Annotated in this window: 17 protein-coding genes and 1 pseudogene; 10 read left to right on the forward strand and 8 right to left on the reverse strand. The window is 60.8% G+C overall.

Going from position 1 to position 22,365, the window contains the following annotated elements; genetic code table 11:
* Window positions 1–95: 95 nt before the first annotated feature.
* From fadB to ACP691_RS11830, 6 genes are all read left to right on the forward strand, one after another.
* The gene (gene fadB, locus ACP691_RS11805; protein WP_426149605.1) at window positions 96–2,243 is read left to right on the forward strand and encodes a fatty acid oxidation complex subunit alpha FadB; all 2,148 of its coding nucleotides are present in this window, start codon (window positions 96–98) and stop codon (window positions 2,241–2,243) included.
* 31 nt (window positions 2,244–2,274) lie between these two features.
* A complete protein-coding gene (gene fadA / locus ACP691_RS11810) occupies window positions 2,275–3,450 on the forward strand; it encodes an acetyl-CoA C-acyltransferase FadA (RefSeq protein WP_426149606.1) in 1,176 nt (391 codons plus the stop codon).
* A gap of 74 nt (window positions 3,451–3,524) precedes the next feature.
* The gene (locus ACP691_RS11815; RefSeq protein WP_040260719.1) at window positions 3,525–3,776 is read left to right on the forward strand and encodes a DUF1653 domain-containing protein; all 252 of its coding nucleotides are present in this window, start codon (window positions 3,525–3,527) and stop codon (window positions 3,774–3,776) included.
* Between the two features lie 97 nt (window positions 3,777–3,873).
* A complete protein-coding gene (topA, locus tag ACP691_RS11820) occupies window positions 3,874–6,477 on the forward strand; it encodes a type I DNA topoisomerase (protein ID WP_426149607.1) in 2,604 nt (867 codons plus the stop codon).
* Window positions 6,478–6,589: 112 nt separating this feature from the next.
* Complete coding sequence (locus tag ACP691_RS11825; protein WP_426149608.1) at window positions 6,590–7,111, forward strand: DUF6586 family protein; 522 nt, start codon at window positions 6,590–6,592, stop codon at window positions 7,109–7,111.
* Between the two features lie 51 nt (window positions 7,112–7,162).
* On the forward strand, window positions 7,163–7,396 hold the full coding sequence (locus ACP691_RS11830; RefSeq protein ID WP_426149609.1) for a hypothetical protein: 234 nt from the start codon (window positions 7,163–7,165) through the stop codon (window positions 7,394–7,396).
* 8 nt (window positions 7,397–7,404) lie between these two features.
* On the opposite strand, the gene sulA is transcribed toward ACP691_RS11830, so the two are convergent.
* Both sulA and lexA read right to left on the reverse strand, forming a co-directional pair.
* A complete protein-coding gene (gene sulA / locus ACP691_RS11835) occupies window positions 7,405–7,890 on the reverse strand; it encodes an SOS-induced cell division inhibitor SulA (RefSeq protein ID WP_426149610.1) in 486 nt (161 codons plus the stop codon).
* 13 nt (window positions 7,891–7,903) lie between these two features.
* On the reverse strand, window positions 7,904–8,515 hold the full coding sequence (gene lexA, locus ACP691_RS11840; RefSeq protein WP_426149611.1) for a transcriptional repressor LexA: 612 nt from the start codon (window positions 8,513–8,515) through the stop codon (window positions 7,904–7,906).
* Between the two features lie 188 nt (window positions 8,516–8,703).
* On the opposite strand from lexA, the gene ACP691_RS11845 reads away from it, so the two are divergent.
* From ACP691_RS11845 to ACP691_RS11855, 3 genes are all read left to right on the forward strand, one after another.
* Window positions 8,704–9,402, forward strand: a complete 699-nt coding sequence (locus tag ACP691_RS11845) for a TetR family transcriptional regulator (RefSeq protein WP_426149612.1) — start codon at window positions 8,704–8,706, stop codon at window positions 9,400–9,402.
* 66 nt (window positions 9,403–9,468) lie between these two features.
* Window positions 9,469–10,497 carry a beta-N-acetylhexosaminidase gene (gene nagZ, locus ACP691_RS11850; RefSeq protein ID WP_426149613.1) on the forward strand — a complete coding sequence of 343 codons (1,029 nt, stop codon included), beginning with the start codon at window positions 9,469–9,471 and terminating at the stop codon, window positions 10,495–10,497.
* Between the two features lie 2 nt (window positions 10,498–10,499).
* The gene (locus tag ACP691_RS11855; RefSeq protein WP_426149614.1) at window positions 10,500–11,237 is read left to right on the forward strand and encodes an S-methyl-5'-thioinosine phosphorylase; all 738 of its coding nucleotides are present in this window, start codon (window positions 10,500–10,502) and stop codon (window positions 11,235–11,237) included.
* 492 nt (window positions 11,238–11,729) lie between these two features.
* Here ACP691_RS11855 and ACP691_RS11860 read toward each other — a convergent pair whose 3' ends face one another.
* The 6 genes and pseudogenes from ACP691_RS11860 to mfd all read right to left on the reverse strand — a co-directional run bounded on the left by ACP691_RS11860 (window position 11,730) and on the right by mfd (window position 20,547).
* Complete coding sequence (locus ACP691_RS11860) at window positions 11,730–12,101, reverse strand: hypothetical protein (protein ID WP_426149615.1); 372 nt, start codon at window positions 12,099–12,101, stop codon at window positions 11,730–11,732.
* A 403-nt stretch (window positions 12,102–12,504) separates the two neighbouring features.
* The gene (locus ACP691_RS11865; RefSeq protein WP_426199696.1) at window positions 12,505–12,876 is read right to left on the reverse strand and encodes a hypothetical protein; all 372 of its coding nucleotides are present in this window, start codon (window positions 12,874–12,876) and stop codon (window positions 12,505–12,507) included.
* On the reverse strand, window positions 12,873–13,847 hold the full coding sequence (locus tag ACP691_RS11870) for a hypothetical protein (RefSeq protein ID WP_426149616.1): 975 nt from the start codon (window positions 13,845–13,847) through the stop codon (window positions 12,873–12,875). Before ACP691_RS11870 ends, ACP691_RS11865 begins: the two co-directional genes overlap by 4 nt.
* Window positions 13,848–13,856: 9 nt before the next feature.
* Window positions 13,857–14,345, reverse strand: a complete 489-nt coding sequence (locus ACP691_RS11875) for an Hcp family type VI secretion system effector (protein WP_426149617.1) — start codon at window positions 14,343–14,345, stop codon at window positions 13,857–13,859.
* 412 nt (window positions 14,346–14,757) lie between these two features.
* Window positions 14,758–17,016 (reverse strand): annotated as a pseudogene (locus tag ACP691_RS11880) (DEAD/DEAH box helicase); the annotation flags it as partial.
* A 51-nt stretch (window positions 17,017–17,067) separates the two neighbouring features.
* A complete protein-coding gene (gene mfd, locus ACP691_RS11885; RefSeq protein WP_426149716.1) occupies window positions 17,068–20,547 on the reverse strand; it encodes a transcription-repair coupling factor in 3,480 nt (1,159 codons plus the stop codon).
* 204 nt (window positions 20,548–20,751) lie between these two features.
* Between mfd and ACP691_RS11890 the strand changes: the two genes are divergently transcribed.
* Complete coding sequence (locus ACP691_RS11890) at window positions 20,752–22,221, forward strand: glyceraldehyde-3-phosphate dehydrogenase (protein ID WP_426149618.1); 1,470 nt, start codon at window positions 20,752–20,754, stop codon at window positions 22,219–22,221.
* The last annotated feature ends 144 nt before the right edge of the window (window positions 22,222–22,365 follow it).

The raw sequence follows: 22,365 nt of genomic DNA on the forward strand, positions 1-22,365 counted from the left end.
GGCGCGACCTTCATGCACTCGAAGGCGTGCTGGCGGGTGGGCCTCAAGGCCGCTCCAGCACGTAACGTTCAGCTTCCATTCCTGGAGATCAGTTGATGATTTACGAAGGTAAAGCCATCACGGTTAAGGCTCTTGAAAGTGGCATCGTCGAACTGAATTTCGACCTCAAGGGTGAGTCCGTCAACAAGTTCAACCGTTTGACCCTCAGCGAGCTGCGCGAGGCGGTCGACGCGCTCAAGGCCGACGCCTCGGTCAAGGGGCTGGTAGTTACCAGTGGCAAGGACGTGTTCATCGTCGGTGCCGACATCACCGAGTTCGTCGATAACTTCAAGCTCCCGGATGCCGAACTGACCGCAGGCAACCTCGAAGCCAACCGTATCTTCAGTGATTTCGAAGACCTACCCTTCCCGACAGTGGTCGCCATCAATGGCATCGCCCTAGGTGGCGGCCTGGAAATGGCCCTGGCAGCGGATTTCCGGGTCATGTCCACCGCCGCGAAGATCGGGCTGCCTGAAGTGAAACTGGGCATCTACCCCGGCTTCGGTGGCACTGTCCGTCTGCCTCGATTGATCGGCGCCGACAACGCCATCGAGTGGATTGCCTCCGGCAAGGAGCAACGCCCCGACGACGCCCTGAAAGTCCGTGCCGTCGATGTGGTGGTGGCCCCTGAGCAACTGCGCGACGCCGCGCTGGATCTGGTCGCCCGCGCGGCCAATGGCGAGATCGACCATCTGGCGCGACGCAAGCCCAAGCTGGAAAAGCTCAAGCTCAACGCCATCGAGCAGATGATGGCCTTCGAAACGGCCAAGGGCTTCGTTGCCGGCCAGGCGGGGCCGAACTATCCCGCCCCGGTGGAAGCTATCAAGTCCATCCAGAAGGCAGCCAATTTCGGCCGCGACAAGGCGCTGGAAATCGAGGCCGCCGGTTTCGTGAAGATGGCCAAGACCTCAGCCGCCGAAAGCCTGATCGGCCTGTTCCTCAATGACCAGGAGCTCAAGCGCAAGGCCAAGGTGTATGACCAGAAGGCTCATGAGGTCAAGCAGGCGGCCGTGCTGGGCGCTGGCATCATGGGTGGTGGCATTGCCTACCAGTCGGCCTACAAGGGCACCCCCATCCTGATGAAGGACATCAACGAGAAGGGTATCGAGCAGGGCCTGAATGAGGCGTCCAAGCTGCTGGGCAAGCAGGTGGAGAAAGGCCGTCTGACTCCGGCGAAGATGGCCGATGCGCTCAATGCCATCCGCCCGACGCTGTCCTATGGTGATTTTGGCCAGGTCGATATCGTGGTCGAAGCCGTGGTGGAAAATCCCAAGGTCAAGCAGGCCGTACTGGCCGAGGTGGAAAGCCAGGTCAGGGAAAACGCCATTCTTGCCTCCAACACCTCCACCATTTCCATCAGCCTGCTGGCCAAGGCGCTCAAGCGCCCCGAGAACTTCGTGGGCATGCATTTCTTCAACCCGGTGCACATGATGCCCCTGGTGGAAGTGATTCGCGGTGAAAAGTCCAGCGAAGAGGCCGTGGCGACCACCGTGGCCTACGCCAAGAAGATGGGCAAGAATCCAATCGTGGTCAATGACTGCCCGGGCTTCCTGGTCAATCGGGTGCTGTTCCCGTATTTCGGCGGTTTCGCCAACCTGGTCAGCGCCGGCGTGGATTTCGTCCGCATCGACAAGGTGATGGAGAAGTTCGGCTGGCCCATGGGGCCCGCCTACTTGATGGATGTGGTGGGCATCGACACCGGCCACCACGGTCGTGACGTCATGGCCGAAGGTTTCCCGGATCGCATGAAGGACGAGCGCCGCACCGCCATCGACGCGCTGTACGACTCCAACCGCCTGGGCCAGAAGAATGGCAAGGGCTTCTACGCCTACGAAACCGACAAGCGCGGCAAGCCCAAGAAAGTGGCCGATGCTTCGGTGCTTGAAGTGCTCAAGCCGGTGATCTACGAACAGCGCGAGGTCAGCGACGAAGACATCATCAACTGGATGATGGTCCCGCTCTGCCTGGAAACCGTTCGCTGCCTGGAAGACGGTATCGTCGAGACCGCCGCCGAGGCCGACATGGGCCTGGTGTATGGCATCGGCTTCCCTCCCTTCCGCGGCGGCGCGCTGCGCTACATCGATTCGATCGGCGTGGCTGAGTTCGTGGCGATCGCTGACCGCTACGCCGAGCTGGGCCCGCTGTACCAGCCGACCGAGAAACTGCGTGAGATGGCCCGCGCCGGCCAGCGTTTCTTCGGTTGAGCCGCCCGACAACAGAGCGAGATTTGCACTTATGAGCCTGAATCCAAGAGATGTGGTGATTGTCGACTTCGGTCGTACTCCCATGGGCCGCTCCAAGGGCGGCATGCATCGCAACACCCGTGCCGAGAATATGTCGGCCTACCTGATCGACCAGCTGCTGGCGCGTAATCCTGGCGTGGACCCGAACGAAGTCGAGGACGTGATCTGGGGCTGCGTGAACCAGACCCTGGAGCAGGGCTGGAACATTGCCCGAATGGCCTCGCTGATGACGCGCATTCCGCATACCTCGGCGGCGCAGACAGTCAGTCGCCTGTGCGGCTCTTCCATGAGCGCGCTACATACCGCGGCCCAGGCGATCCAGACCGGCAACGGCGATGTCTTCGTCATCGGTGGGGTAGAGCACATGGGCCACGTCAGCATGATGCATGGCGTGGACCCTAACCCGCAGATGTCGCTACATGCGGCCAAGGCCGCCGGCATGATGGGCCTGACTGCCGAGCTGCTGGGCAAGATGCATGGCATCACCCGTGAACAGCAGGACGCCTTTGGCGTGCGTTCCCACCAGTTGGCGCACAAGGCCACCGTGGAAGGGCTGTTCAAGGACGAAATCATCCCGATGGAAGGTTATGACGAGAACGGTTTCCTGAAGGTATTCGACTACGACGAGACCATCCGCCCTGATACCACCCTCGAAGGCCTGGCTTCCTTGAAGCCCGCGTTCAACCCCAAGGGCGGTACCGTCACCGCGGGCACTTCGTCGCAGATCACCGATGGCGCCTCCTGCATGATCGTGATGTCGGCGCAGCGGGCCAAGGACCTGGGCCTGCAGCCCATGGCCGTGATCCGTGCCATGGCCGTGGCTGGGGTAGACCCATCGATCATGGGCTACGGGCCAGTGCCCGCTACCCAGAAGGCACTCAAGCGCGCCGGCCTTACCGTGGCGGACATTGACTGCTTCGAACTCAACGAAGCCTTCGCCGCCCAGGCGCTGCCGGTGCTCAAGGACCTGAAGGTGCTGGACAAGATGGACGAAAAGGTCAACCTTCACGGTGGCGCGATCGCTTTGGGGCATCCTTTCGGTTGCTCAGGCGCGCGGATTTCCGGCACTCTGCTCAATGTCATGAAGCAAAAGAGTGCTACCCTCGGGGTCGCCACCATGTGCATCGGGCTTGGCCAAGGCATTACCACGGTGTTCGAGCGGGTCTGACGTCGCGTGTGGCAACGACCGGGGCCTAGTGCCCCGGTTTTTGTTTTTCAGGGTTTTAACAAGGGAGGCGGCAAATGCTGTTACAACCTGGTATCTACCGGCACTACAAAGGGCCGGAGTACCGTGTCCTGGGTGTCGCGCGCCATTCTGAAACCGAGCAGCAGGTGGTTTGCTACCAGGCCCTGTATGGGGAATTCGGCTTATGGGTGCGGCCACTGGAGATGTTCCTGGAGTCCGTCGTGGTTGACGGCGAGCAGGTCCCGCGCTTTGCTTTGGTGCGAGCCGAACCTGGCGTGTTCGAGCGCGGCGAGGAAGCAGGGCGATAGCCGCCACGCTTGACCTCGCCCAGTTGCCACTATATATAGCGGGGCCTCGAAAGGCGTCGTTGCCTTCTACACCTGTTTTTTAGGAATCTTCCGATCCATGGGAAAATCGCTGGTCATTGTGGAATCCCCGGCCAAGGCCAAGACGATCAACAAGTACCTGGGCAACCAGTACGTGGTGAAGTCCAGTATCGGCCATATCCGTGACCTGCCCACCAGCGGTTCGTCCACGCCCAAGGAACCCGCCGCTCGCAAGGGCAAGGCCGCGGGGGAAGCGCCGGCCCTGTCTCCTCGCGAGAAAGCCCGGCGGCAGTTGGTAGCGCGCATGGGGGTGGACCCGGACCATGGATGGAAGGCCAAGTACGAGATCCTTCCTGGCAAGGAAAAGGTGATCGAGGAGCTGCGCAAGCTCGCCAAGGATGCCGACACCATCTATCTCGCAACCGACCTTGATCGGGAAGGGGAGGCCATCGCCTGGCACCTGCGCGAAGCCATTGGTGGAGACGAGTCCCGCTTCAAGCGCGTGGTGTTCAATGAAATCACCAAGAAAGCCATCCAGGAAGCCTTCTCGCAGCCAGGCGAGCTGGACATCGCCCGCGTCAATGCGCAACAGGCCCGACGCTTCCTTGACCGCGTCGTCGGCTACATGGTGTCGCCACTGCTTTGGCAGAAGATTGCCCGTGGACTGTCCGCTGGTCGCGTGCAATCCGTGGCGGTGAAGCTGGTAGCCGAGCGCGAGCGCGAGATCCGCGCGTTCATCCCCCAGGAGTACTGGGAGCTGCATGCGGACCTGGCCAGCGACAAGGCCAAGGTGCGCTTCGAGGTCGCCCGCGAGAACGGCGAAGCCTTCAAGCCGCTGAGCGAAGTCCAGGCCATGGCCGCCGTGGAAAAACTCAAGGCCTCCAGCTATCGGGTAGCGAGGCGCGAGGACAAGCCTACCAGCAGCAAGCCCTCGGCCCCGTTCATCACGTCCACCCTGCAACAGGCGGCGAGCAACCGCCTGGGCTTCGGGGTCAAGAAAACCATGATGATGGCCCAGCGGTTGTACGAAGCGGGCTACATCACCTACATGCGTACGGACTCCACCAACCTGTCGGTGGATGCCCTGGACATGGCGCGCAGCTACATCGAAGGCAACTTCGGCAAGCAATACCTGCCCGCCACGCCCAACGTCTACGGCAGCAAGGAGGGCGCCCAGGAAGCCCACGAAGCCATTCGCCCATCGGACGTCAACCTGCATCCTTCACAGCTCAATGGCATGGAGCGCGACGCCGAGCGGCTGTACGAGCTGATCTGGCGGCAATTCCTGGCTTGCCAGATGCCACCGGCGCAATACCTGTCCACCACCCTTACCGTGGTGGCGGGTAGCTTCGAGCTGCGTGCCAAGGGCCGTATCCTCAAGTTCGACGGTTACACCCGTGTGCTGCCTCAGGTCAGCAAGCCTGGGGAAGACGATGTGCTTCCCGAGATGGCCGAAGGCCTGGCCCTGCGGTTGGTCGAACTGGATCCGACCCAGCACTTCACCAAGCCTCCGGCACGGTATTCCGAAGCCAGCCTGGTCAAGGAAATGGAGAAGCGCGGCATTGGCCGCCCATCCACTTACGCCGCGATCATTTCCACCATCCAGGACCGGGGTTACGTCACCCTGCACAACCGTCGCTTCTATTCCGAGAAAATGGGCGACATCGTCACCGAGCGACTGGGCGAAAGCTTTGCCAACCTGATGGACTACGGCTTCACAGCCGGGATGGAGGAACATCTGGACGACGTCGCCCACGGCGAGCGTGACTGGAAAAACGTGCTGGATGAGTTCTACCAGGACTTCAAGACCAAATTGGAAGCCGCGGAAGCTTCGGATCATGGCATGCGGGCGAACCAGCCCACCCTGACGGACATTCCATGCAAGGAGTGCGGTCGGCCAATGATGATCCGCACGGCATCGACTGGCGTGTTCCTCGGCTGCTCGGGCTATAGCCTGCCGCCAAAGGAACGTTGCAAGGCGACCCTCAATCTGGTGCCGGGCGATGAAATCGCCGCGGATGACGAGGGCGAGTCCGAGTCCCGCGTCCTGCTCAACAAGCATCGTTGCCGTATCTGTGATACGGCAATGGATGCCTACCTGCTGGATGAAAAGCGCAAGCTGCACATTTGCGGCAACAATCCGGATTGCCCCGGGTATGAGATTGAAGAAGGCAGCTTCCGCATCAAGGGTTATGAAGGCCCCAGTATCCAGTGCGACAAGTGCGGCAGCGAGATGCAGCTCAAGACCGGCCGCTTCGGCAAGTTCTTCGGCTGCACCAATTCCAGTTGCAAGAATACCCGCAAGCTGCTGAAGAACGGCGAAGCGGCGCCGCCCAAGATGGATGCGGTACCGATGCCCGAACTCAAATGCGAAAAGGTGGATGACACCTATGTGCTGCGTGACGGTGCGTCCGGGTTGTTCCTGGCGGCCAGCCAGTTCCCCAAGAATCGGGAAACACGGGCACCGCTGGTAAGCGAACTGCTTCCACACAAGCAAGAGATCGATCCCAAGTACCATTTCCTGTTCGATGCGCCGGTGAAGGATCCGGACGGGCGTCACGCGGTGATACGCTACAGCCGTAAAACCAAGGAGCAATACGTCCAGACCGAAGTCGATGGCAAGCCTACCGGCTGGCGTGCCTTCTTCGATGGCAAGGCGTGGAAGGTCGAAGACAAGCGCTGAATGCACCGAGCATAGTGTAGGAGTCAGCGCCAGCTGGCGAAGGGTCGCCAAGGCGTTGTAATTCCGCCGCTTCACTGGCTCTTACATCCCATTGGGTTTCAGGAGGGGTTGCATGGCTCACGAACTCTATACGCGCACCAACCAGAAGCTGTATTTTGCGGGCCTGGCCCTTGAAGCCTTGGGCAAGGCGGAGCAGGGGGCTGCCATGAACGCTGCCGCGCTGGCGCAAGCGGAGCGCGAAGCGGTGCTTTTTCATCTTTATGGCGCTCTGTTGGGGCTCTGTCATGAAATAGCCGGCTACTACCGGCTAGCCAATCTCGAAGCCTCTGATGCCCAGGCGTTTCTCACGCCCGAAGCGCTGGCGGCGGCACCCAATCCGCAGCTTGGCGAGCTGGTCGAGCTGGCGAGCAATCCCGATACCTGGCTGTCGCGATTGTTACGGGAATATCGAGTGCTGTGGCTACCGCCCCGGACGCCGCGCAAAGCCAAGCAAGACGTTACTCAGCCGTTGATCCAGGCGATATCCCTGGATGAAGACGCGCCTCCCGTCCTTGGCTGTGACACGCTGGAAAGCTGGCGGCAAGCTCTCAAGACATTGGCTATCCGGTTCCGCGACGGGCTTAGTGAGTGCTGAAGGAAACACTCGCTGTTACAATGCCTGCCTTTTCTGGAGAGTCACGCCTTTATGTCTACGTCTTTTCTTGAAATCGTCGAGCTGCCAGACGGTAGGATCGAGCTGCGCCGTGCCGAAGACGAAGGCTCCCTGGTAACGCTGAACTTTTCGGAAGATGCCAAGGCTTTTCTTCAAGGGCAACACGTGGAAGTCGCCAAGGCGATGCTGAGCGTGGGAGTACAGATGGCAGGCAAATTGGTCGAAGGCGAATTCGAGCAGGACGAGGGACCGCGCGTCCTGCATTGAGCTGAGGTTCAGCCCAAACGAATGTTCAGGCTCTGTGCCTCGCCCTGAAGGGCAGCGCTGATCAGCTGTTGGCGTCCATGGCTGCTCAAGGGGCTTACCCAGCTCACCACCGTATGGCTTCTACCCAGGCGAAGCGCTTCGCACGCCAGCTGCAACGATGTCTGATTGGTCTTGGGTTGCAACAGAAGGATGCGTTCGCGGTTGAGACCTGCCTCGCGCAACCAGCTCTGCGTCAGGCTGGCCGGGGGCGCCACCAGGGCCAGCCAACGCATGTGCTCGACGTCGCTGAGTTCTCTGAGCATGGGTGCAAGTAGGCTCAGGCAGTTCTCCGGGGCGCCCCTGAAGCTCAGTTCGCTGAATGCTTCCGGGGCCTCGGCACGCCAGGTGTCGGCCGAGGCCTTCTGGAACACCTGGTTGACCGGCGCGATGAACGCCTCGAACAGCGACAGTTGAGGATGCTGGGCGCTGCCCGCTGTAATCGGGGAAAACTGCATGGTCACCTCCTGTTTAGCGGCGGATAACGCCAACGCTGAGCCCTTCGATGACCAGATCCTGCTCCCTGAGGTCGACCTCAATGGGCGCGAAATCCGGATTTTCCGCCAGCAGTTGCACGATATGGCCTGAGCGCTGGAAGCGCTTGACGGTGACTTCCTCACCGATTCGCGCGACCACGATCTGACCATTGCGGGCCTCGCGGCATGTATGTACGGCCAGCAGGTCGCCATCGATGATGCCGACGTTCTTCATGCTCATGCCGTGGACACGCAGCAGATAGTCCGCCTTCGGGTGGAAGAAGGCAGGGTTGATGTTGCAGGCATCCTCGATGTGCTGCTCGGCCAGGATGGGGGCGCCCGCGGCAACGCGGCCGATAACGGGAAGGCTGCTGTCATCGCTGGCTCGAGGCTCGGCCCCGGGAATGCGAATACCACGGGACGCACCTGGCGTCATCTCGATGGCGCCCTTGCGTGCGAGGGCCTTGAGATGTTCCTCGGCGGCATTGGGTGACTTGAAGCCCAGCTCCTGCGCGATCTCCGCGCGGGTAGGCGGGAAACCGTTGTCGTCGAGGCAACGCTTGATGAAAGCGAGGATTTCGGCCTGGCGTGGCGTAAGTTTCTGCATGGCGTTGGCTCTGGCTTTTTATACAGTGACTGGGATTATATACAGTATCGCGGGCTTGGCAATCCCTCTTCGGCAAGCGCAGGGCTCTTGAAGCGGTAGCCGCCAGGCTGGAAAATGACCGGCCCGGCTTGACAAACGTTTGAATGCAAACGTATGTTTCAAACACTTGTTTGTCAGCTGGAGCAATCATGGCACAGTCGGAAACCGTTGAGCGTATCCTCGATGCCGCGGAACAACTGTTCGCGGAAAAGGGCTTCGCTGAAACGTCCCTGCGCCTGATCACTGGCAAGGCAGGTGTCAACCTGGCGGCGGTGAATTATCACTTCGGCTCCAAGAAGGCGCTGATCCAGGCAGTGTTTTCTCGCTTTCTCGGCCCTTTCTGCGCCAGTCTCGATCGTGAGCTCGAGCGCCGCGCCGCCATTCCCGGCCACAAGGCCAGCCTGGAAGAGCTGTTGGAAATTCTCGTCGATCAGGCGCTTTCCGTTCAGCCGCGCAGCAACAACGACCTGTCCATCTTCATGCGCTTGCTGGGCCTGGCCTTCAGCGAGAGCCAGGGCCACCTGCGACGCTATCTTGAAGACATGTATGGCAAGGTGTTCCGTCGCTATATGTTACTGGTTAACGAAGCCGCGCCGCGCATCCCGGCGCTGGAATTGTTCTGGCGCGTGCATTTCATGCTGGGGGCCGCGGCTTTCAGCATGTCGGGGATCAAGGCGCTGCGCGCCATCGCCGAGAATGACTTCGGCGTCGACACTTCCATCGAGCAGGTGATGCGCCTGATGGTGCCTTTCCTGGCCGCAGGGATGCGTGCGGACAGCGGCGTCAGCGACCCGGCCATGTCCAGTGCTCAGTTGCGGCCTCGCATCAAGCAGCCGGCCAAGGCCTGAGCCGCCGAGACAGCCCCGCTGGTATTGGGTAAAGTAGCGCCCCCCGCTTGCTCCCAAGGATTTCCCATGAGCGCCAGCCTGCAAGGCTCTCTGATGGTCGATGTCGCCGGTACCTGGCTGACCGCCGAAGACCGTCATCTGCTCCGCCAACCTCAGGTCGGCGGGCTGATTCTCTTCGCTCGAAACATCGAGCATCCCCGTCAGGTCCGTGACCTGTGCAATAGTATCCGGGCACTACGCCCGGACCTCATCCTGGCCGTGGATCAGGAAGGCGGTCGCGTCCAGCGTCTGCGCCAGGGGTTCGTGCGCCTGCCAGCCATGGGGCGGATCGGCGAGGCTGCGTCGGGCGCCGACGCCCAGGCACTGGCGAAGGCTTGTGGCTGGGTCATGGCCACCGAGGTACTGGCTGCCGGCCTGGACCTGAGCTTCGCCCCCGTGCTGGACCTGAACTACGGACGCAGTGCGGTAATAGGCGCGCGCTCGTTCGGCGTCGAGCCTGGCGTCACTACCGAACTGGCCGGTTCCTTCATCGAGGGTATGAACCAGGCCGGCATGGCCGCCTGTGGCAAACATTTTCCCGGACACGGTTGGGCCGAAGCCGACTCCCATGTGGCCATTCCACTGGATGAGCGGGGCTTGGCGGAATTGCGCGCCTCCGACATGCAGCCCTTCATCCGTTTGAGCTCGCGGCTGGACGCGGTCATGCCGGCCCATGTGATCTACCCGGCCGTGGACACCCAGCCGGCAGGGTTTTCCCGGCGCTGGCTGCAAGACATCCTCCGCGGCGAGCTGGGTTTCGACGGGGTCATCTTCAGCGATGACCTGTCCATGGCCGGTGCCCACGTGGCCGGCGACGCGGCCGCCCGCATCGAGGCAGCCCTGAGTGCCGGCTGCGACATGGGCCTGGTATGCAACGACCGCGCTGCCGCCGAACTGGCCCTGAGCGCGGCCCAGCGCCTGGGTGTCACCGCGCCTAAGCGGTTGAAGCGCATGGCCCGCCGTAATTGCCCCACCCCCGAATACCGACAGCAACCCCGTTGGCTGGAGGCCCTTGGCGCTCTCCGCCAGGCCGGGTTGCTCGAACCTGGAGCCTGATCATGACCATTCTTGCAATCATTGGCGGGACCGGCCTGACCCAACTCGAAGGCCTGGACATTCGCCGCTCCGTTGATGTCGAGACCCCGTACGGCACGCCTTCGGCGCCAGTGCTGGTAGGCGACTATGCCGGGCGTGAGGTGTTGTTCCTGGCCCGTCACGGCCATCCACACCGCTACCCGCCACACAAAGTCAACTACCGGGCCAACCTCTGGGCCCTCAAGCAGGCGGGCGCCGAGGCCATCATCGCGGTGAACGCCGTTGGCGGCATCCATGCCGCCATGGGCACCGGACACCTCTGCGTTCCGCATCAACTGGTGGACTACACCAGTGGGCGCGACCATACCTTCTTCGCCGACGATCTGGAGCAAGTCACCCATATCGACTTCAGCTACCCCTACAGCGAAGCATTGCGGCAGCAGTTGATCTCGGCCCTCGCTGCCCAGGGGGAAGCCTACAGCGACTTCGGTGTCTACGGCTGCACCCAGGGTCCGCGCCTGGAAACCGTGGCGGAAATCGCGCGGCTGGAGCGTGACGGTTGCGACATCGTGGGCATGACCGGCATGCCGGAAGCCGCTCTGGCGCGCGAGATCGACCTGGCCTACGCCTGCCTGGCGCTAGTGGTGAACCCGGCGGCGGGCAAGAGCACGGATGTGATCACCATGGCGGAGATCGAAGCGGCGCTGCATGAAGGGATTGGCAGGGTGCGTGCCGTGCTGGCGAAGGTGCTGGCGAGCTGAAGAATGAATCGCCTGGCTCTCAACGAAGAGAGCCGGGCGGTGGCCAGTGCAAGCCCTTCAGAGGGAAGTTCGTTCCGTTTGTAAGGTGCCAACCTGGGCTGTAGATCACGGCTAGGGAACCTCGCCTCTCTATAAGGATGTTGCCAAACAGTCAGGCCGGGGTAACTGTGTCATGTTAAATAATGACGGCCAAGACCGACAGCAGATATATTACTTATTACAAAACACATTCGGAATAAGTGGCTCGAAGTTTTGGTGGTAGCTATTCGGTAGTTAGGTTTGTACGGCTGCGGAAAAGAAATGGATGCAAAAATGGTAACTTCAATTCATTGTGCGAAGCAGTCAAAACATGGAGCTTCTAAATTTTCCCATGTATCCTGCAAGGCTGCTGCCCACTAGAATGGCTGTCAGAGTAGAACTCCAAACAGATGAGTAGGCGTTAGCCATGGCTGGACATTCCATGCGCAGCGGGACTGATCTGCGGCCGTCGAGTCAAAGTTTAGGCATCGTTTCATGAAAAATGATAAGGGCTGATAGCAATAGAAAATGTATAATCAACAGGCTAACCAAAAGGCGGCGGGTGCGCGGCGGAAAGCGTCTGACTTCATTCAAATCGATTAGTCCCCTACGCGTGAAGATGTGCGGTAGCGCCAGCACCATCGAGATCAAGCCCGTACGCAAGATTTTTCCGGGCAATCCCGCATATTCAAGATTTTTTTTATTGTCCGTCACGAAGGTGCAATTCGGAAGGAGTGATTCGAAATATTCTGTATGCTTGTGCGCAATATAAGCTTGCACGATCATCGCGAGCCAAATGGATGCAATAATAAATAATCCAATAAATGCAATATGGATATCAGTCATTCGAACACCGCCTGGTAGATTGTGCCCCCTATATTTTCGGCTATGCCGCTACCGAAATCCCCCAACATTTTGCCACTCACGGCGCCTCTAACGATAACGCAAGCCAGTGCGCCCGCACCGACTGTGCCAAATCCTATAGCAGCACAAACAGTTGGCGCTACCATACTGCCAATGTATCCCCCAGCGGCGCTTCCGGCCAATCCACCCGCCAAAGCCGAGCTTTGGAAATACTTGGCACGCCGACATTCCTCCTCTCGGCCCGTCGTACAGGCTCGATAAATGCCAGTGCCGTGGGTGCCACATCTAAAGCTCAAATCACAAGCGCGACCCTGAAATAGTTTGGGTAAGCAGGGGCAGCAAATTTTAGTCGGGATACAGGCAGGCCGCAGCGTCCGTGAATAATTCAGGTTTCAGGCAGTGCATAATTAAGTAGGGCAAGCGCAAAGATCAACGCAAATTGTAAGACTAACAGGCATGTTAGGAACTGTTTCGTGCGGAGCGGGAATCGCTTGACTTCATCCATGTCGATCAATCCCCTGCGCATAAATATATACGGTATTACTAGTACCAAAGCGATCAAGCCTGTGCGCAAGAGCTTGCCAGGAAGGCCGGCGTGCTGAAATATTTTTATATTTTCTTTTACAAAGATACAATTCGGAAGAAAGGACTCAAAGTGCTCGGTGTACTTATGTGCGATGTAACTCTGCACTATCATGATCAATATCATGGGCGCGAGAATTAGAAATGCAACCAGTGCCAGAAATGGTTCACTCATTCGAAAACCTCTTGATACACCTCGCCCCCGAGAAATTTGGCTCCTGTGCCCCCGAGGTCGCCCACGATCTTACCGCCTGCTGCGCCTCCGACTACAGCACAGACTAATGCCCCCGGCCCTCCACTGCTAACTCCTAGAACAAATGCACAAGCAAATCGTGCTGCGATGCCACCTGCCATCCCCCCGACGCTACTTCCCGCCAAACTACCAACCAAAGCCGAGCTTTCGACGTACTTGGCACGCCGGCATTCCTCTTCTCGGCCGATGGTGCAGGCTTTATGAATCTCCAAGGCTGTAGAGGTCATGTCCAAAGCTATACCAATGTAAGCGCCTTTCTTGGCCAAGCTCGCGGCTCTGGCAACACCGAAAACTTTTTCGGCGTAGCCTGCTATTTCGCCGTGGTGAAGAAAGCTCCGGGTTGAAATGCCCAGCGCTCGCTTGATTTTTCCTTTTTTACGCAGGCCTGATCCGTGGGCTGCGATGCTGCTTAACTGGGCTTCCAGTTTCATGAACAGTGCCGTTCGTTTTGCGTAGAAGGCGTCGCGCCCCCTGAGGCCGGAACGCAGGTAGTCGCGGTGCGCTTGAAGGATTTCCTCGAGGGTTGACTTGATATTGTTAAGGTGTCTGCTCCATCCATCACTGGCCGCGCCTGCGCCTATGGACGCATGGGACAGCATAGTTTGCAGTAGCTCGAAGTTCTCCAGAAAGAAGTCATCGTCCTCCATCCCGCTGGCCAGCAGGCTGGAGCGCACGTACGCAGCCTGGCCCATCAGAAAGGCTTCGTGGCTAGTGCAGGAAGGAGTGCTCGGGTCGCCGATGATTACCAGCTCTCCAGCCAACGCCACGCTATTGACGATGTGACCATTGAGTACATCGAACTTCCCTAGGGCATGTCCCGACATCGGTGTGCTGGCTTTCAAAGCTTGGTAGGACTGGGTTCTGGGGTTGATGAAGGTGCGTGGTCCGGGCATCGTCCTACCTCAGGCGTACTTCTTGTTGTTTATCCGGTCCCACCCTCCGGTTACATTGCCGCCAGCGCTACCATCGGATCGCTTCTGCCGTATGTAGGTGGTCTTGATGCGTCCGTAGTTCAGCTGAACGGTTTCGATAGGCACCCCCGAGCTGGCGTTCTGCGCATAGTCGGCGATGATCACTTCTTCCAGTACAATTTCGTAATACTTGAGTTTGTCTGTGCCTGCGCGGCAAAGCGCGAGTTTCACCTCTTTCAGATGCTGGCCTGCGCAGCATGCCTCCAGCAATTTGCAACTTGCGTTGTCGAGGAACTTCGTAAATATGAAGTTTGCCAGGGTCGTACGGCCTGATGACGCCCCGCCAGCGGAACTGGCGGTAGCAGATGTGCTTTGGTTGGCGCTGAAGTTGTAGCTCAGGATCTCGACCCAGTTGGGGTATTGTTCATCCAGCGCTTCTCCAGCAATACCATCGATCAGGATGTAAGCATCGAAAGCCAAAATTGGTACTCCTTGTAAATTTCGGTAAATCCTAACGTTCCTAACGTTAGAGCCATGCAGGTTATCAATTTGGCCCGAGTGGGCGTTGACTCAGGTCAAAAAAATCAGCTCGCGCAAGCTTAACCTGAGCGCTGACGCGCGCTGTGACGCGGTATGCCCTATATATATTCGAAGTTCATCCTTGCATGAGAGGATGAGGGTGTCTATCAGGTGAGTAAGGTGGTTTGAAACTTAAAGTTTCGGTTGCCACTGCGGCCATGCGCCTAGGCGCAATATAAAGTCGTTCGTAACCGGATGACGATCACCGTAATAAAGTCGTTCCGGGCGCCTGGCTTCAAGGCCGCTGAAGCTGAGCGTAGTCGATCACCGCGCCATAGCTGTAACCCATATAGACGCTATGTCGGCAACTTTATCAACGCTTGGCAGGTAGCGGCTCGAGCAGCGCCTCGATATCTTCCGGCGCCCAGCGCCAGTCCGCCGCGCGGCGACCGTCCAGAACGCCCGAAGCCAGGGCGGTTTTCTCGCGCTGAAGCTGAGCGATTTTTTCCTCCACCGTGCCCCGGGTGATCAGTTTGAACACGAACACCGGCTTGTCCTGGCCGATGCGGTAGGCGCGGTCCGTCGCCTGCTGCTCGGCGGCCGGGTTCCACCAGGGGTCGTAATGGATCACGGTGTCGGCCGCGGTCAGGTTCAGGCCGACGCCTCCGGCCTTGAGGCTGATGAGGAAGATGCGCTTGCGGCCCTGCTGGAAGTCCTCTACCGGTGCCCGGCGATCGCGGCTGGCCCCTGTCAGCAGCGCGTAGTCGAGGCCGCGCTGCGCCAGCTCGGCCTCGATCAGTTCCAGCATGGAGGTGAACTGAGAGAACACCAGTACACGGCGGTCTTCGCTCATCAAGCGGTCCAGCATCTCCATCAGCGACTCCAGCTTGCCGGAACTGCCGCCTGGAGCGTAGCTGCGGGTCGCGTCGACCAGGCGCAGGTCACAACATACCTGACGCAGCTTGAGAAGCGCTTCGAGGATGATGATCTGGCTGCCAGCCATGCCCTTGCGGCTGATTTCCGCGCGCACCTTGCTGTCCATGGCCAAACGCACGGTTTCGTAGAGGTCACGCTGGGTATCGTTGAGTTCCACCCACTGGATGATATCCGTCTTGGCGGGTAGCTCGGTCGCTACCTGCTCCTTGGTGCGACGCAGCAGGAAGGGTTTGATCCGGGCGTTGAGGTGCTCGAGACGCTCGTGACTGTCGTGCCGCTCGATGCGTATACGGTATTCGGCATTGAACGTCTTGCTGTCGCCCAGCCAGCCGGGCATCAGGAAGTGGAACAGTGACCACAGCTCCCCGAGGTGATTCTCCAGAGGCGTTCCGCTCAGGCACAGACGCTGGCGTGCTTCGAACCGGCGAGCAGCCTGGGCGGCCTTGCTTCCTGGCGTCTTGATGTATTGGGCTTCATCGAGAATCAGCAGGTGCAGCTTGAGGTGGCCGATGCGCTCTACATCCTTTGGCAGCAGCGCGTAGGTGGTCAGTATCAGGTCGTAGTCCTGCAGGTGCTCGAAATGCTTCCGGCGCCCGACCCCTTGAAGCGTCAGCACCCGCAGGTCAGGAGTGAAGCGGTGAGCCTCATCCTGCCAGTTGGGAATCAAGCTGGTAGGCATCACTACCATTGCGGGGCGGTCCAGGCGCCCGGCGTTTTTCTCGGTCAATACATGGGCGAGGGCCTGGAGGGTTTTGCCCAGCCCCATGTCATCGGCCAGAATGCCACCCACCTCCAGTTCGCGCAGGTTCTGCATCCAGCTCAGGCCTTCGAGCTGGTAACCGCGAAGGCTGGCTTCAAGGCCGGCTGGGGCTTCGCTGGGGCCACTGTGCAAATCCCGCAGGCGCCCGGCCAGGTGACGCAGGCGCTCGCCTCCCTGCCAGCGCATGGGCAGGCCCTGCAGCGCGTTGAGCCGCGCCGCGTCGGGTGTGGCCAGGCGAAGGCGCGTGGCGCCTGCCTCATGCTGGTAGACATCGCCCAGGGTGGCCAGCACCGGCTTGAGGCGGCCGAAGGGGAGGGCGACCTGCAGGCTCTTGCGGGCAGGGCCAACGGCCGGCAGGTTCACCACCAGCAGTTCGTCGTCCCGACGTCGCGCCAGAGCACCGGGTCTGAGGGTTTCCGGATGCTGACGCACCAGGTTGATCAGGATCGGCAACAGGCTGCGGGCTTCGCCATTGACCACGATCCCCAGTTCCAGGTCGAACCAATCATGGTCGGCGGTTTCTTCCACCAGGGCATACCAGTCGTCCACCGGAGTGAGCTGGAAGCTGAAGTGCTCGCCGTATTCTATCTCCCAGCCTCGCTCGCGCAGGCCCGGCAGGTCGTTGAGCACGAAACGCAACCAGGCGGCGTCCGACGACAGCTCATAGAGCTCACCCGCGCTCTCAGGCAGGGCCTTGCTTTGCCGCGTAGCGATGCGAAAGCCCAGCTTGGACAAGTGCTCCCGCGCCTGGCGCTCGCTCGTCAGGTCCCGCGACAAGGGCGCCTCGCTGCCCCGCGGTGGGGCAGCTGGCGATACGTATCGTCCCGCATAAGCGAAGGCCAGCGCCGCCCGGTGCTGGACATGCCGCTGCATGCGGCCATTGCGAGGCTCGAAAGCGCTGAACTCCACGCTCCCCAGCCATAGCCTGGGCGTGGGTGCGGTCGGCGTGGCTAGTTCCGGACGCATGACGGCCAGGCCTGGTGAAAGCTAGCGCCTGCCATTGGCATCGCTGGCCTTGGCCAGCTGTTCCAGAAGGCTTTCGACAGTGTTGAATCGCTCATCGGGCCGCTCCATCGGAACCTGAAACTTGAACAGTGTGGCCCCTTCGAACTTATAGCGCTTGGGCTGGCTCTGGATGAGCTTGATCAGCACCAGCGGGTCTACCGGCGTTTCGGCAGCGAACTCGATACGCCCGCCCTGAGGCCCGCCATCTATCTTCAGGATGCCCAGTTTTTCGGCCTGCAGCTTGAGCAGCGTCAGACGAATCAGGTTCTTGGTCGGCTCCGGCAGCAAGCCGAAACGGTCGATCATTTCCACCTGCAGGTCCTTCAGGCCCTCTTCGTCTACCGCCGAAGCGATGCGTTTGTAGAGAATCAGGCGAGCGTGCACGTCAGGCAGGTAGTCTTCGGGAATAAGCGCCGGAAGGCGCAGGTTGATTTCCGGACCGCCCCCCAAGGGTTTGTCCAGATCAGGTTGCTCGCCTTTCTGGATGGACTTGACCGCCCGCTCCAGCATTTCCATGTACAGGGTAAAGCCAACCGCCTGGATCTGGCCGCTCTGGCCTTCGCCGAGGAGTTCGCCCGCGCCCCGGATTTCCAGGTCATTGGTGGCCAGCACGAAGCCGGCGCCCAGGTCCTGGGTGTTGGCGATGGCCTCCAGGCGCTTTTCCGCGTCCGGCGTGATTTGCTGACGCGAGGGCGTCAGCAGGTAGGCATAGGCCTGGTGATGGCTTCGGCCCACCCGGCCACGCAGCTGATGCAGCTGGGCCAGGCCGAACTTGTCCGCCCGCTCGATGATGATGGTGTTGGCGCTAGGCACGTCAATGCCGGTCTCGATGATGGTCGAGGCCACCAGCACGTTGAAGCGTTTGTGGTAGAAGTCACTCATCACCTGCTCGAGCTCGCGCTCGCGCATCTGGCCGTGGCCGATACCGATGCGGGCCTCGGGCACCAGCTCGGCCAGGTCCGCGGCGCACTTCTCGATGGTCTTGACGTCGTTGTGCAGGTAGTACACCTGGCCACCGCGCAGCAGTTCGCGTAGCAAGGCCTCCTTGACCGTGCTCTTGTTCTGCTCCATCACGAAGGTGCGTACTGACAGACGCCGGGCCGGTGGGGTGGCGATGATGGAGAGGTCGCGCATGCCGGACATGGCCATGTTCAGCGTGCGCGGGATAGGGGTGGCCGTGAGCGTGAGGATATCGACTTCGCTGCGAAGCGCCTTGAGCGCTTCCTTCTGGCGCACGCCGAAGCGGTGCTCCTCGTCGATGATCACCAGCCCCAGGTTCTTGATCTTCACATCATCCTGCAGCAGCTTGTGGGTGCCGATGACGATATCGATCTTGCCTTCGGCCAGTTCGGCCACTGCCTGGGCCACATCCTTGGCGGATTTGAACCGGCTCATCACTTCCACGCGCACGGGCCAGTCGGCGAAGCGGTCCCGGAAGCTGTTGTAGTGCTGCTGAGCCAGCAAGGTAGTGGGCACCAGCAGCGCAACCTGACGGCCACCATGGACGGCAATGAAGGCCGCGCGCATGGCCACCTCGGTCTTGCCGAAGCCTACGTCGCCGCAGACCAGGCGGTCCATGGGGCGTGGCGCGAGCATGTCGGCGCGCACCGCCTCGATGGCCGACTGTTGATCCGGGGTTTCCTCGAACGGGAAGCCCGCGCTGAAGGTTTCGTAATCCAGCGCCGGGTCGCTGAAGGCATAGCCTTTGCGCGCGGCTCGTCGCGCATAGATGTCGAGCAGTTCGGCGGCCACGTCGCGCACCTGTTCCGCGGCCTTGCGCTTGGCTTTCTGCCAGGCTTCGGAGCCCAGCCGGTGCAGCGGGGCCAGGGCATCGTCGCTGCCGGTATAGCGAGCGATCAGATGCAGATTGGCCACGGGCACGTACAGCTTGGCGTTCTCGGCGTATTCAAGGGTGAGGAATTCGGCCACCTGATTGTCGATTTCCAGGGTGGCAAGACCCAGGTAGCGCCCAACGCCATGGTCGATATGGACCACGGGTGCGCCTTCGCGCAGCTCAGTGAGGTTCTTGATGACCGCATCGCTGCTGCCCTCGCTGCGCTTGTCACGCCGCCGGCGCTGCATCACCCGCTGGCCGAACAACGGGCTTTCGGCGATCAGCGCCAGGGCAGGGTCGTCCAGTTGCAGGCCTTCGTCCAACGGGGCGATGGTGATGGCCAGGCGCGCCTCACTGGCGACAAAGCCGGGCCAGCCCTCTACCGCCTGTGGCCGTAGCTGGAAGCGCGAGAGCATGTCGAGCAATACTTCTCGGCGGCCGGCGGATTCGGCGGTGAACAGCACACGGCCCGGGAAGCGGTCCAGGTAGCCAGCGAGCGCGGCCATGGGTTGGCTGGCCTTGGCTTCGATGGCCAGGTTCGGCAGGGGGCTGGCGGGGAAGCGCTCGCGCCCGGCGCCACTGCCCGGGTCTTCGCTGCCGGCCACTACCCGCGGCCAACTCTTGAGGCGAGCGAAGCAGTCCTCCACCGGCAGGAAGAGTTCGGCAGGCGGCAGCAAGGGCCGAAGCGGGTCGATGCGACGCTCCTCGTAGCGGTTGCGAACGTCGTTCCAGAACTGCTCGGCGGCCTGTTCGATGCCGGGCAGCGAGAATACCTGGGTGTCTTCGGGCAGATAGTCGAAGAGCGTCGAAGTGTCTTCGAAGAACAGCGGCAGGTAGTACTCGATGCCTGCCGGGGTAATGCCGCTGTTGAGATCCTGGAAAATGGGGCTGCGGCGGAAGTCCAGGTCGAAGCGCTCGCGGAAGCGGGCCTTGAAACGGACCACGGCCTCCTTTTGCAGCGGAAACTCCCGGGCCGGCAGCAGGCGTACCGACTCTACCTTGTCGATGGAGCGCTGGGTCTCGGGGTCGAACGTGCGCAGGGTTTCGATTTCGTCATCGAACAGGTCGATCCGGTAAGGCAGCCTGCTGCCCATGGGGAAAAGGTCGATAAGCGCGCCGCGCACGGTGAATTCACCGTGTTCGTAGACCGTGTCCACATAGCGGTACCCGGCTGCCTCCAGCCGAGTACGCGTGGTTTCCACATCCAGGCGCTGGCCGATATCCAGCACCAGGCTGCTGCCCAGCAGGAACTTGGTGGGCGCCAGCCGGTGTAGGGCGGTGGTGATCGGCACTACCAGAATGCCGTGGTTCAGTTCGGGCAGACGGTAGAGACTGGCAATCCTCTGGGAAACGATGTCCTGGTGAGGGGAGAACAGGTCGTAGGGGAGGGTTTCCCAGTCAGGGAAATGCAGTACGGGCAAATCCGGCGCGAAGAAGCGAAGCTCCTGTTCCAGACGGTCCGCGGCCTGGCTGTCCGGAGTCAGCAATAGGGTGAAGCGGCGCGCGGTGCTGGCGGCTTCGGCGATGGCCAGGCTCAAGGCGGCGCCGGGCAGGTTGCCCCACGTCTGTTTGACCGGCGACGCTGAGCTCGCCATGGAAGGTAACGGCGGAAGGCGCAGGACTGGCACGTTGAGGCAAGGCTCCGAAAGCATGGAAAGGCCCTGATTGTAGCGGTGCAGCGGGGGGCTGTCAGTGCCACGGGGTGCAAAAGAAGCTGCTCGCCGGCCAGAACTTCGAATGCGCGAAAGTGTCTATGCAGCCGTTATGACGCGAGCGCATTGCTTTGCCGCAACGGCCGAAGCCATAATGTAGCTCCTTTTTTCTCCCCCTACATGTGGAAGGTTCCCGTGACTCAGAAGCCCGACCAGTGTCTTGGTGAATGGATCGATCGTGAAGCGCTTGCCGAGGCGATGATCCCGTTGATCGGTCAGCTTTACCGCAACAATAACGTGGTGACCTCGATCTATGGCCGGAGCCTGATCAACCGCTCCGTGATTGCGATCCTCAAGGCCCATCGCTTCGCCCGCCATCGCCAGGCGGATGAAAGCGAGCTGTCGGTCCACGAGACTTTCCCCCTGCTTCAGGCCATGAGCCAATTGAAGCTGGGCGCCGCTTCGGTCGATCTGGGCAAGCTGGCGGTCAAGTTCAAGGCCGAAGGCAATGGCCGTAGCGCCGAGGCTTTCGTGCGCGACGAACTGGCCGAAGTAGTCGGCAAGCAAACCACCGAAGCCGGCCATCGCAAGGGGCAGGACGTGGTGCTCTACGGGTTCGGCCGCATCGGCCGCCTGCTGGCGCGCATCATGATCGAGAAGACCGGTGGTGGCGATGGCCTGCGACTGCGTGCCATCGTGGTCCGCAAGGGCTCCAGCGACGACCTCAACAAGCGGGCCAGCCTGCTGCGTCGTGACTCGGTACATGGCTCGTTCGACGGCACCATCATGGTGGACGAAGAACACAATACCCTGAACATCAACGGCAACCTGGTTCAGGTCATCTACGCCAAGGCCCCCAACGAGGTCGACTACACCCAGTATGGCATCCAGAACGCCTTGCTGGTGGACAACACCGGTGTATGGCGCGACGCCGAGGGCCTGGGCCAGCACCTGGCATGCCCCGGCATCGACCGCGTGATCCTAACCGCGCCCGGCAAGGGCAAGCTGAAGAACATCGTGCATGGCATCAACCACGCGTTGATCACGCCGGAAGACAAGATCGTCTCGGCCGCGTCCTGCACCACCAACGCCATCGTGCCGGTGCTCAAGGCGATCAACGACAAGTTCGGCATCGCCAACGGGCATGTCGAAACGGTTCACTCGTACACCAACGACCAGAACCTGATCGATAACTTCCACAAGGGCGAGCGGCGTGGCCGCAGCGCCGCGCTGAACATGGTGATCACCGAGACCGGCGCCGCCACCGCCGCGGCCAAGGCCCTGCCGGAGCTGGCCGGCAAGCTGACCGGCAACGCCATTCGCGTGCCTACGCCGAACGTTTCGATGGCCATCCTGAACCTGAACCTGGAGAAGTCCACCAGCCGCGAGGAAGTGAACGAATACCTGCGCTATGTGGCGCTGCATTCGGACCTGTCCCGCCAGATCGACTTCGTCACCTCCACCGAGGTGGTGTCCACCGACTTCGTGGGCTCGCGCTATGCTGGCGTCGTCGATGCCGAAGCTACCATCTGCAACGACAACCGTGTGGTGCTCTACGTCTGGTACGACAACGAGTTCGGTTACAGCTGCCAGGTGATCCGCGTGATGGAAGACATGGCCGGGGTGAACCCGCCGGCTTTCCCACACTGATCGCTGCTTGAAACGAAGAGCCCCGGCCTGAGAAGGTCGGGGCTTTTTGTTGCCTACTGTCTTGTTCGCGCCAATGGCCGTGGGTCGGTTACGGCCGTGGCGCCCGGCCAGGCTGGCTTGGCCCGGTATCGTGTGTAGGCGAAT

The organism is Pseudomonas sp. DC3200b2 (assembly GCF_049895785.1).
GTDB classification, from domain to species: domain Bacteria; phylum Pseudomonadota; class Gammaproteobacteria; order Pseudomonadales; family Pseudomonadaceae; genus Aquipseudomonas; species Aquipseudomonas massiliensis.

Coding starts and splice junctions, on each gene's coding strand:
- fadB (WP_426149605.1), top strand. CDS start 96: ATGATTTACGAAGGTAAAGCCATCACGGTTAAGGCTCTTGAAAGTGGC.
- fadA (WP_426149606.1), top strand. CDS start 2,275: ATGAGCCTGAATCCAAGAGATGTGGTGATTGTCGACTTCGGTCGTACT.
- ACP691_RS11815 (WP_040260719.1), top strand. CDS start 3,525: ATGCTGTTACAACCTGGTATCTACCGGCACTACAAAGGGCCGGAGTAC.
- topA (WP_426149607.1), top strand. CDS start 3,874: ATGGGAAAATCGCTGGTCATTGTGGAATCCCCGGCCAAGGCCAAGACG.
- ACP691_RS11825 (WP_426149608.1), top strand. CDS start 6,590: ATGGCTCACGAACTCTATACGCGCACCAACCAGAAGCTGTATTTTGCG.
- ACP691_RS11830 (WP_426149609.1), top strand. CDS start 7,163: ATGTCTACGTCTTTTCTTGAAATCGTCGAGCTGCCAGACGGTAGGATC.
- sulA (WP_426149610.1), bottom strand. CDS start 7,890: ATGCAGTTTTCCCCGATTACAGCGGGCAGCGCCCAGCATCCTCAACTG.
- lexA (WP_426149611.1), bottom strand. CDS start 8,515: ATGCAGAAACTTACGCCACGCCAGGCCGAAATCCTCGCTTTCATCAAG.
- ACP691_RS11845 (WP_426149612.1), top strand. CDS start 8,704: ATGGCACAGTCGGAAACCGTTGAGCGTATCCTCGATGCCGCGGAACAA.
- nagZ (WP_426149613.1), top strand. CDS start 9,469: ATGAGCGCCAGCCTGCAAGGCTCTCTGATGGTCGATGTCGCCGGTACC.
- ACP691_RS11855 (WP_426149614.1), top strand. CDS start 10,500: ATGACCATTCTTGCAATCATTGGCGGGACCGGCCTGACCCAACTCGAA.
- ACP691_RS11860 (WP_426149615.1), bottom strand. CDS start 12,101: ATGACTGATATCCATATTGCATTTATTGGATTATTTATTATTGCATCC.
- ACP691_RS11865 (WP_426199696.1), bottom strand. CDS start 12,876: ATGAGTGAACCATTTCTGGCACTGGTTGCATTTCTAATTCTCGCGCCC.
- ACP691_RS11870 (WP_426149616.1), bottom strand. CDS start 13,847: ATGCCCGGACCACGCACCTTCATCAACCCCAGAACCCAGTCCTACCAA.
- ACP691_RS11890 (WP_426149618.1), top strand. CDS start 20,752: ATGTGGAAGGTTCCCGTGACTCAGAAGCCCGACCAGTGTCTTGGTGAA.